The sequence below is a fragment of the Citrobacter sp. CK185 genome, from assembly GCF_030333565.1.
Classification (GTDB): Bacteria; Pseudomonadota; Gammaproteobacteria; order Enterobacterales; family Enterobacteriaceae; genus Citrobacter_B; species Citrobacter_B koseri.
Genome location: NZ_JAOWFR010000026.1, coordinates 257,187 through 267,334, shown reverse-complemented (window position 1 = coordinate 267,334; position 10,148 = coordinate 257,187). Strand labels below are relative to the sequence as shown.

Annotated in this window: 8 protein-coding genes, 2 tRNA genes and 1 other RNA gene; 4 read left to right on the top strand and 7 right to left on the bottom strand. The window is 50.3% G+C overall.

All coding sequences use genetic code 11. The annotated features are described in order from the left end of the window. Positions 1-87: 87 nt before the first annotated feature. The 5 genes from OGV79_RS16065 to OGV79_RS16045 form a co-directional block, all read right to left on the bottom strand. Positions 88-219: non-coding RNA, RtT sRNA (locus tag OGV79_RS16065), on the bottom strand. Between the two features lie 46 nt (positions 220-265). Continuing rightward, a tRNA-Tyr gene (locus tag OGV79_RS16060) sits at positions 266-350 on the bottom strand. Positions 351-385: 35 nt separating this feature from the next. Next, positions 386-470, bottom strand: a tRNA-Tyr gene (locus tag OGV79_RS16055). 158 nt (positions 471-628) lie between these two features. Then, positions 629-1,471 carry a formyltetrahydrofolate deformylase gene (gene purU / locus OGV79_RS16050; protein ID WP_049011367.1) on the bottom strand — a complete coding sequence of 281 codons (843 nt, stop codon included), beginning with the start codon at positions 1,469-1,471 and terminating at the stop codon, positions 629-631. Between the two features lie 52 nt (positions 1,472-1,523). After that, on the bottom strand, positions 1,524-1,979 hold the full coding sequence (locus tag OGV79_RS16045; protein ID WP_200053783.1) for a YchJ family protein: 456 nt from the start codon (positions 1,977-1,979) through the stop codon (positions 1,524-1,526). A 111-nt stretch (positions 1,980-2,090) separates the two neighbouring features. Here OGV79_RS16045 and rssA point away from each other — a divergent pair, with 111 nt between their 5' ends. The 3 genes from rssA to galU all read left to right on the top strand — a co-directional run bounded on the left by rssA (position 2,091) and on the right by galU (position 5,210). Beyond that, entirely contained in the window at positions 2,091-2,996 is a 906-nt protein-coding gene (rssA, locus tag OGV79_RS16040; RefSeq protein WP_012132192.1) for a patatin-like phospholipase RssA, read from the top strand. 90 nt (positions 2,997-3,086) lie between these two features. Beyond that, positions 3,087-4,100: a two-component system response regulator RssB gene (rssB, locus tag OGV79_RS16035; RefSeq protein ID WP_012132193.1), complete on the top strand. Its 1,014-nt coding sequence runs from the start codon at positions 3,087-3,089 to the stop codon at positions 4,098-4,100. A gap of 201 nt (positions 4,101-4,301) precedes the next feature. Further along, positions 4,302-5,210, top strand: a complete 909-nt coding sequence (gene galU / locus OGV79_RS16030) for a UTP--glucose-1-phosphate uridylyltransferase GalU (RefSeq protein ID WP_012132194.1) — start codon at positions 4,302-4,304, stop codon at positions 5,208-5,210. Positions 5,211-5,337: 127 nt separating this feature from the next. Here galU and hns read toward each other — a convergent pair whose 3' ends face one another. Further along, entirely contained in the window at positions 5,338-5,751 is a 414-nt protein-coding gene (hns, locus tag OGV79_RS16025) for a histone-like nucleoid-structuring protein H-NS (RefSeq protein WP_012132196.1), read from the bottom strand. Positions 5,752-6,292: 541 nt separating this feature from the next. Between hns and tdk the strand changes: the two genes are divergently transcribed. Beyond that, the gene (gene tdk / locus OGV79_RS16020; protein WP_049011365.1) at positions 6,293-6,910 is read left to right on the top strand and encodes a thymidine kinase; all 618 of its coding nucleotides are present in this window, start codon (positions 6,293-6,295) and stop codon (positions 6,908-6,910) included. Positions 6,911-7,074: 164 nt separating this feature from the next. Here the strand turns inward: tdk and adhE are convergent, their stop codons facing one another. Beyond that, positions 7,075-9,750, bottom strand: coding sequence for a bifunctional acetaldehyde-CoA/alcohol dehydrogenase (adhE, locus tag OGV79_RS16015; protein WP_047463440.1), 2,676 nt, complete (start codon positions 9,748-9,750; stop codon positions 7,075-7,077). Positions 9,751-10,148 lie beyond the last annotated feature (398 nt).

Sequence of the window (10,148 nt, the reverse complement as noted above, 5' to 3'; positions counted from 1 at the left end):
AATCATGTAGGCCCGGTAAACGGAGTGCCACCGGGCAAAATATGGAACACAGGAATTTAATTTGGCTGGGGTGCAACAGATAAGTAATGGTGGTGGGGGAAGGATTACTCGGCGCGTTGCGCCTCGCCCTTCGGGTCGTTGCCTTCGGCAACGCTTTCTCGCTTCCGCTCGAATCGAACCTTAGTCGAAGCTTCTCATCCTTCCCCGTGAGGGCAGAATATGAGGCAAGATTATTAAAAGTAGTTTGTGTGCTTTCAGGAAATAATGGTGGTGGGGGAAGGATTCGAACCTTCGAAGTCGATGACGGCAGATTTACAGTCTGCTCCCTTTGGCCACTCGGGAACCCCACCAGGGTAATTCAAATTGTAGAGGTCTTGCGAAGAGATGGTGGTGGGGGAAGGATTCGAACCTTCGAAGTCGATGACGGCAGATTTACAGTCTGCTCCCTTTGGCCGCTCGGGAACCCCACCACGGGGTAATGCTTTGTACTGGCCTGCTTCCTGTTGGGAAGCGGGGCGCATCATATCAAATGACACGCCGCTGTAAAGCATTCCTTTGCTTAAAATGAACTGTTTGCGTACTTTTCATCCGTAACGGAGTAAAGCTAATCAATTCATATCGTTGACGATTACAGAATGATGGTGCGATTCCCGTAAACAAACACACGTTGGGCCAGCACCTTATACAATGCGCGGCTTAACACATTCTTTTCAACATCACGCCCTGCACGCATCATATCCTCAGCCGTATAGGTGTGATCGACATGAATTACGTCCTGCATAATGATCGGGCCTTCGTCCAGATTATCGTTAACGTAGTGCGCGGTAGCGCCGATAATTTTCACGCCACGCTCATAAGCCTGATGGTAAGGACGTGCGCCAATAAAAGCCGGCAGGAACGAATGGTGAATATTGATAATCTTATTCGGGAAGCGGGAAACGAATTCCGGCGTCAGGACGCGCATATACTTAGCCAGCACGACATAATCAGGCTGGTGCGCATCAATGGCGTCCGCCATCTGTTTATCGTGCTCGTCGCGCGTTAACCCTTCGTGGCTGACCAGCTCGAAAGGAATATCAAAACGTTCAACCAGAGGTCGCAGGGTTTCGTGGTTGCCGATTACGGCGGAAATCTCAACGTCGAGCCCGCCATAGTTGGCTTTCATTAACAGATCGCCCAGACAATGCGCTTCTTTGGTGACCAGAATAACGACGCGGCGACGCCCGGCAGGATTCAACTCGCGCACCGAACCTTCCGGTAATGCGCTGTCGAGATCGGCAAGCAGCGTGACATCATTAAAAATGCCTTCCAGCTCTGTGCGCATAAAGAAGCGCCCGGTTCGGTGGTCAACAAATTCGTTGTTTTGCACGATATTGAGTTCGTGCTTGTAGCAGATATTTGTAATACGCGCGATGAGGCCCTTCTGATCGGGGCAGATAGTGCGCAGAACTTTTCGTTGTAGTGAGTGCATTACCGGGTAAATCCTGTTTAATGTGTTTGCTGTATCAGCACTGTCAGGCGTTTTAGCCGCAGCACTTTTTAAATTTTTTGCCGGACCCGCAGGGGCAGGGATCGTTTCGACCAAACTGGGGGCGCGTACCGTCAATATAGTACCACTGACCGTTTTCTTTTAAGAAACGCGAACGTTCAATAATCGCGCCGGGTGTTCCCTGTTCGATAAAACGGGCCACAAAACTGACATACCCTGTGTTTTCCGCGTCTGACCCGCTCTCTTCAAAAATGGTCAACCCAAGCCACTCAGTATTGGCGAACCCCGCGACAATATCGTCCCGAAAGGCGGTTGCACCACATGCGGGATGCCAGGTTCTAATCAGGTAATTTGCGTCTTTCATCACAAAAGCGCAGTAGCGAGAACGCATGAGATGTGACGGATCGGGTGCAACTCGCTCACCGGACACAATAGGGCCGCAACATAGGCTATACTCGACAGCGCTACCGCAGGGACAAAGCTGAGACACAATCATCTCCCTGGATAAAAAAAACGGCGTACAAACGCCAGGGTAGCGCTATGTTAACCGAGTGGTGACGATGTTGCTACGTCTGGAAGTCAGGGGAAGTTTTTACGTACGATGAGAAAAATTAAAATAGGGCTGGCGCTAGGTTCCGGCGCCGCAAGAGGATGGTCGCATATTGGTGTCATCAAAGCCCTGAAACACATGGGCATTGATATCGATATCGTGGCGGGATGTTCAATTGGTTCGCTGGTTGGCGCCGCATACGCCTGCAATAAACTGCCCGCGCTTGAACAGTGGGTGTGCTCATTCAGTTACTGGGATGTCCTGCGCCTGATGGATCTCTCCTGGCGCAGAGGAGGGTTGCTGCGCGGCGAGCGCGTCTTCAATCAGTACCGGAACGTTATGCCGGTACTGGATTTTGAACAATGCACCCGACGTTTTGGTACGGTGGCGACCAACCTGAGTACAGGGCGAGAATTGTGGTTTACCGAAGGCGACCTGCACCTTGCGGTTCGCGCGTCTTGCAGTATGCCTGGCCTGATGTCTCCGGTGGCGCATAACGGCTACTGGCTGGTGGATGGCGCCGTCGTTAACCCTGTTCCCGTTTCTCTGACGCGTGCGATGGGCGCCGATATTGTTATTGCGGTCGATCTTCAGCACGATGCGCACCTCATGCAGCAAGATCTTCTGTCTTTGAATGTCAGCAATGATAACGACGAGAGTGATGATTCGCTCTCCTGGCATGCGCGTTTGAAAGAACGCCTCAGCAGCATGACTTCACGCCGTGCGGTCACCGCGCCAACGGCGATGGAGATTATGACAACGTCCATTCAGGTGCTGGAAAACCGCCTTAAACGCAACCGAATGGCAGGCGACCCGCCGGATATTCTGATTCAACCGTTCTGTCCGCAAATATCCACGTTGGACTTCCACCGTGCCAGTGCCGCTATTGCTGCGGGACAACTGGCGGTAGAGAAAAAGATGGACGAACTTTTGCCTTTGGTGCGTACCGACGTTTAACGCACCTTTTATACACACTTAAGCAAATTCTGACAGGCGCGAGCGGCAATAGCATGCCACTATTTACTAAAGCCAGTCAGGGGAGAAAACATGACGCAGCCATTGGTCGGAAAACAGATTCTTATTGTGGAGGACGAGCCTGTATTTCGCTCGCTTCTGGATTCGTGGTTTTCCTCTTTGGGAGCGACAACGGCACTGGCGGGCGATGGTCTTGACGCCCTGGAGTTACTGGGAAGTTTTACGCCTGATCTGATGATCTGCGATCTTGCGATGCCAAGGATGAACGGTCTCAAACTGGTAGAGCATTTACGTAATCGGGGCGATCAGACCCCCATTCTGGTTATCTCGGCGACAGAAAATATGGCAGATATCGCCAAAGCGCTGCGACTGGGCGTTGAGGACGTCCTGCTAAAGCCAGTGAAAGATCTCAATCGTCTGCGGGAAACCGTCTTCGCCTGCCTCTATCCCAATATGTTTAACTCTCGGGTTGAAGAAGAAGAACGCCTGTTTCGGGACTGGGATGCGATGGTTGATAACCCGGTGGCGGCAGCAAAGCTGTTGCAGGAGTTGCAACCTCCGGTTCAGCAGGTTATCTCGCATTGCCGAATCAATTACCGCCAACTTGTTGCGGCAGACAAACCCGGCCTGGTGCTGGATATTGCGCCGCTGTCTGATAACGATCTCGCTTTTTATTGCCTCGACGTGACGCGGGCAGGGGATAATGGCGTACTGGCCGCGTTATTACTGCGGGCGCTATTTAATGGCTTATTGCAGGAACAGCTCGCTCATCAGAATCAGCGTTTGCCGGAACTGGGGGCGTTATTGAAACAGGTCAATCATCTGCTTCGGCAGGCGAATTTGCCGGGACAGTTTCCGCTATTAGTGGGTTATTACCACAGCGGTCTTAAAAATTTGATACTGGTTTCAGCAGGCCTGAATGCGACGTTAAATACCGGTTCTCACCAGGTACAGATCAGTAATGGCGTTCCGCTGGGCACATTGGGCAATACCTACCTGAACCAATTAAGCCAACGCTGCGAGTCATGGCAGTGCCAAATTTGGGGCGCGGGCGGGCGTTTGCGTCTTATGTTGTCTGCGGAATGAGCAAATGAAAAGGCAAAGTGAAATTGATTTACCCGCCTTTCTCTGTGGGTGCTACTATCAGCGCCAGATTATACGTATTTGTCTTAATTATACTAACACGCATCCTTTTCGGAACTGAGGCTTGTACCAGTGCTGATATACTCGGATGCGATACAGATTGATGAACACGTTCAATACATGAACAGTCCAGGAGATTTTTAAATGGCTGCCCTAAATTCGAAAGTCAAAAAAGCCGTTATCCCGGTCGCGGGATTAGGAACCAGGATGTTACCGGCGACGAAAGCGATTCCGAAAGAGATGCTGCCGCTGGTTGATAAGCCATTAATTCAGTATGTCGTGAATGAATGTATTGCTGCGGGCATCACTGAAATTGTGCTGGTGACGCACTCTTCCAAAAACTCGATCGAAAACCATTTCGATACCAGCTTCGAGCTGGAAGCCATGCTGGAAAAACGTGTTAAGCGTCAGCTGCTGGAAGAGGTGCAATCTATTTGCCCTCCGCACGTAACGATTATGCAGGTGCGTCAGGGGCTGGCGAAAGGCCTGGGTCATGCCGTATTGTGCGCGCATCCTGTTGTTGGTAATGAGCCCGTCGCGGTGATTCTGCCGGACGTTATTCTGGATGAATACGAATCCGATCTGTCTCAGGATAACCTTGCTGAAATGATTCGTCGTTTTGACGAAACCGGCTGTAGCCAGATTATGGTTGAGCCTGTTGAAGATGTTACCGCGTACGGCGTTGTTGATTGCAAAGGCGCGGCGCTGGCACCGGGCGAAAGCGTGCCGATGGTTGGCGTTGTAGAGAAGCCGAAAGCGGATGTCGCGCCGTCTAATCTCGCGGTAGTTGGCCGTTATGTCCTGAGCGCGGACATCTGGCCTCTGCTGGCGAAAACCCCTCCGGGAGCGGGCGACGAAATTCAGCTGACCGACGCGATTGATATGCTGATCGAAAAAGAAACGGTCGAAGCCTACCATATGAAGGGCAAAAGCCACGACTGCGGTAATAAATTAGGTTACATGCAGGCGTTCGTTGAATATGGCATCCGTCATAATTCTCTGGGCGCTGAATTTAAAGCATGGCTTGAAGACGAGCTGGGTATTAAGAAGTAAGCGGTATAATCTGAAAGGCGCGGCGCTGTTTAACAGCGCCGTTTTTTTTGCCCTGGACAGAAGAGGTATGAGGGAAGGGCAAAAAAAATCCCGCCACTGGCGGGATTTTAAGCAAACATATTCCGAATTATCCCTTGATCAGGAAATCGTCCAGTTGTTTACCTTGTTCTTCCATCGCTTTTTTGATCACTGCCGGTGTACGACCCTGGCCAGTCCAGGTTTTCGTTTCACCGTTTTCATCAACGTAGCTATATTTAGCCGGACGAGCAGCGCGTTTAGCTTTAGTGCCAGATTTAACGGCAGCCATGCTATTCAGCAGTTCGTTCGGATCAATACCGTCGGCAATCAGCATTTCACGATATTGTTGCAGTTTACGGGTACGCTCTTCAACTTCAGCTGCGGCGGCGCTTTCTTCTTCGCGACGCTCGTTAACAACAACTTCTAATTTTTCCAGCATTTCTTCAAGCGTTTCCAGGGTACATTCTCTTGCCTGTGCACGAAGAGTACGGATGTTGTTCAGAATTTTAAGTGCTTCGCTCATTGTAGTAATCTCAAACTTATATTGGGGGTGGTTTGTTGAGCTAATAATAGAGCGATAAATTCAGATGTGCAATAGCCTGGAATGTAAGGAATTCAAAATTGCTCTTTATTAAGTACAGATATTAATTATCCCATCTTAAATTTTTCTTGAAGAACCGCACAAAAAAGAGCTTATTGGCAACGAGGTTACTCCTGGCATAACGTTAAAATTCCAGGATTTTAGTCACATTTTATCAGGGTGGAATAGGCTGTCATTGCAGTAATTTCAACCTTTTGTATTAGTTTCCCTTACGGGAAAGTCCTAATACGTTGCCACATTTATGAGGAAGCGTAACAATAAGTATGAGCGCCCGGTAATGCGATGAGATGATAAGCAGCATTGATGAATATCTTAGGCACAATTTGTGAAGGAATGTGTATAACCGAACGATGTTTGCTCAATTCTTTATACCGGCGGCGTGACGAGGCGCCCCCGACATGCCGGTAAATTATGATACAATCCCGCCCAATCTTTATTTCAGCCAGGTGAGGGCCAGCTGCCAATGGCACAGCTATATTTCTACTATTCGGCAATGAATGCGGGTAAGTCGACTGCATTGCTGCAATCTTCATACAATTATCAGGAACGCGGGATGCGTACCGTTGTATATACAGCGGAAATTGATGACCGCTTCGGCGCCGGTAAAGTCAGTTCGCGTATCGGTCTCTCCTCGCCTGCAAAATTGTTTAACCAAAATTCATCGTTGTTTGAAGAGATTCGCGCCGAGAATGCGCAACAGACAATACATTGCGTTCTGGTTGATGAGTGTCAGTTTTTGACTCGCCAGCAGGTGTACGAATTATCTGAGGTTGTTGACCAACTGGATATTCCGGTGTTGTGTTACGGGCTGCGTACTGATTTTCGTGGCGAGTTATTTGGCGGCAGCCAATACTTACTCGCGTGGTCAGATAAACTCGTCGAATTAAAGACAATCTGTTTTTGTGGCCGTAAGGCAAGCATGGTATTGCGTCTTGATCAGTCTGGCAGACCTTATAATGAAGGGGAGCAGGTTGTGATTGGTGGGAACGAGCGTTATGTCTCTGTATGCCGCAAGCATTACAAAGAAGCCCTTGCCGAAGGCTCCCTGACGTCGATTCAGGAGAAACACCGCCACGCGTGATTGCACGCGTTCTGTAGGCCGGATAAGGCACTTGTGCCGCCATCCGGCGACCCCTACAACATTACGCAGAACCTGTAGGCCTGATAAGGCGCTTGTGCCGCCATCAGGCAAAAAAAAGCCCCCGAAGACGGGGGCTTTTTCAGAATGTCGCCTGGGCTAACGAATTAAGCAGATTTCTTCGCTTTCTTGTCAGCTTTCGGTGCGGCAGCTTCTTTCTTCGCAGCAACTTCACCTTCAGTGAATTCACGGCCGTAGTAGGTATCCAGCAGAATCTGTTTCAGCTCGGAGATCAGCGGGTAACGCGGGTTAGCGCCGGTGCACTGGTCATCGAATGCATCTTCAGACAGCTTGTCTACATGAGCCAGGAAGTCAGCTTCCTGCACGCCAGCTTCACGGATAGACTTAGGAATACCCAGTTCCGCTTTCACGCTTTCCAGCCATGCCAGCAGTTTCTCGATCTTAGCGGCAGTACGGTCGCCCGGTGCGCTCAGGCCCAGATGGTCGGCGATTTCTGCATAGCGACGGCGAGCCTGCGGACGGTCATACTGGCTGAACGCCGTCTGCTTGGTCGGGTTGTCGTTCGCGTTGTAACGGATAACGTTACAAATCAGCAGGGCGTTTGCCAGACCGTGCGGAATGTGGAACTGAGAACCCAGTTTATGCGCCATAGAGTGGCACACACCCAGGAAGGCGTTCGCAAACGCGATACCGGCGATAGTTGCTGCACTGTGAACGCGTTCACGCGCTACCGGGTTTTTAGACCCTTCGTGGTAGGACGCTGGCAGGTTTTCTTTCAGCAGTTTCAGCGCCTGCAAAGCCTGACCGTCAGAGAACTCAGATGCCAGTACGGAAACGTAGGCTTCCAGAGCGTGAGTGACTGCATCCAGGCCACCGAACGCACACAGAGACTTCGGCATGTCCATAACCAGGTTCGCATCGACAATCGCCATATCCGGCGTCAGCGCATAGTCTGCCAGCGGATATTTCTGACCGGTCGCATCGTCGGTAACAACAGCAAACGGCGTTACTTCAGAACCGGTACCGGAAGTGGTAGTGATTGCGACCATTTTCGCTTTCACGCCCATTTTCGGGAACTTGTAGATACGTTTACGGATGTCCATAAAGCGCAGCGCCAGTTCTTCGAAGTGGGTTTCAGGATGTTCGTACATGACCCACATGATTTTCGCCGCATCCATCGGGGAGCCACCGCCCAGCGCGATGATCACGTCTGGTTTGAAGGAGTTCGCCAGCTCTGCGCCTTTACGAACGATAGTCAGCGTCGGGTCAGCTTCAACTTCAAAGAAGACTTCAGTTTCAACGCCAGCCGCTTTCAGCACGGAGGTGATCTGGTCAGCATAGCCATTGTTGAACAGGAAACGGTCGGTCACGATGAGCGCACGTTTGTGGCCATCAGTAATCACTTCATCCAGCGCGATTGGCAGAGAGCCACGGCGGAAGTAGATAGATTTCGGAAGTTTGTGCCACAACATGTTTTCAGCTCGCTTAGCAACGGTTTTCTTGTTGATCAGGTGTTTCGGACCAACGTTTTCAGAGATGGAGTTACCACCCCAGGAACCACAACCCAGAGTCAGGGAAGGTGCGAGTTTGAAGTTATACAGGTCGCCGATACCACCCTGAGAAGCCGGGGTGTTAATCAGGATACGCGCGGTTTTCATCATCTGACCGAAGTAAGCAACGCGTTCTGGCTGGTTGTCCTGGTCGGTGTACAGGCAGGAGGTATGACCGATACCGCCCATTGCAACCAGTTTTTCTGCTTTATCAACAGCGTCTTCGAAGTCTTTAGCGCGATACATTGCCAGCGTCGGAGACAGTTTTTCGTGAGCGAACGGTTCGCTATCATCAACAGCCGTTACTTCGCCGATCAGAATCTTAGTGGTTTCTGGTACGGTGAAGCCTGCCAGTTCAGCAATTTTATATGCCGGTTGACCAACGATAGCCGCGTTCAGCGCGCCATTTTTCAGGATAACGTCCTGAACGGCTTTCAGCTCTTTGCCTTGCAGCAGGTAGCCGCCGTGGCTGGCGAAACGTTCGCGAACTGCGTCATAAACGGAGTCAACAACAACAACGGACTGTTCAGATGCACAGATTACGCCGTTATCGAAAGTTTTGGACATCAGTACGGAAGCCACCGCACGTTTGATATCTGCTGTTTCGTCGATAACAACCGGCGTGTTACCTGCACCAACGCCGATAGCCGGTTTACCAGAGCTGTATGCAGCTTTAACCATGCCCGGACCGCCTGTCGCCAGGATCAGGTTGATATCAGGGTGGTGCATCAGCGCGTTAGACAGTTCAACGGAAGGTTGATCGATCCAGCCAATCAGGTCTTTCGGCGCACCCGCAGCGATAGCCGCCTGCAAAACGATGTCAGCCGCTTTGTTCGTTGCATCTTTGGCACGCGGATGCGGAGAGAAGATGATTGCGTTACGCGTCTTCAGGCTAATCAGAGACTTAAAGATCGCAGTAGACGTCGGGTTAGTGGTCGGTACGATACCGCAGATGATACCAATCGGTTCAGCAATGGTGATAGTCCCGAAGGTGTCATCTTCAGACAGCACACCACAGGTTTTTTCATCTTTATAGGCGTTATAGATGTATTCGGAGGCGAAGTGGTTTTTAATCACTTTATCTTCGATGATACCCATGCCGGATTCGGCAACGGCCATCTTAGCGAGGGGAATTCGAGCATCTGCGGCAGCCAGAGCGGCGGCGCGGAAGATTTTGTCAACCTGTTCTTGAGTGAAACTGGCATATTCACGCTGGGCTTTTTTCACACGCTCTACGAGTGCGTTAAGTTCAGCGACATTAGTAACAGCCATAATGCTCTCCTGATAATGTTAAACTTTTTTAGTAAATCATCTGCTCGATACGAGAGTATAGACAGATTGACGAAAGTTTGTATAACAGTCTAAAAATCAAACGGTTACTTAACGTCCATTTCGCTCTGATTTACTAAAAGAGCTTAAGCGATAGCGTTATCTAACTCTAACGCGTTACCTCCAGGTGGCGTAAGCAAGGTTACTCACTTCTGAGTAGTAATTGCGTGATCCAGATCAAATTTAAGCAAAGCTGACACCTTTCAGCAGCCCATTTGAGCCATTTTCGCCAAGTGTTAATAAATAGTGGTGATGAATAGAGGTGAAGTTAGCATAATCTACACATATTTATAACACCGAGAAATAGTCGTAATTTCAAGCAGTCAGGAGGTGAAATATGC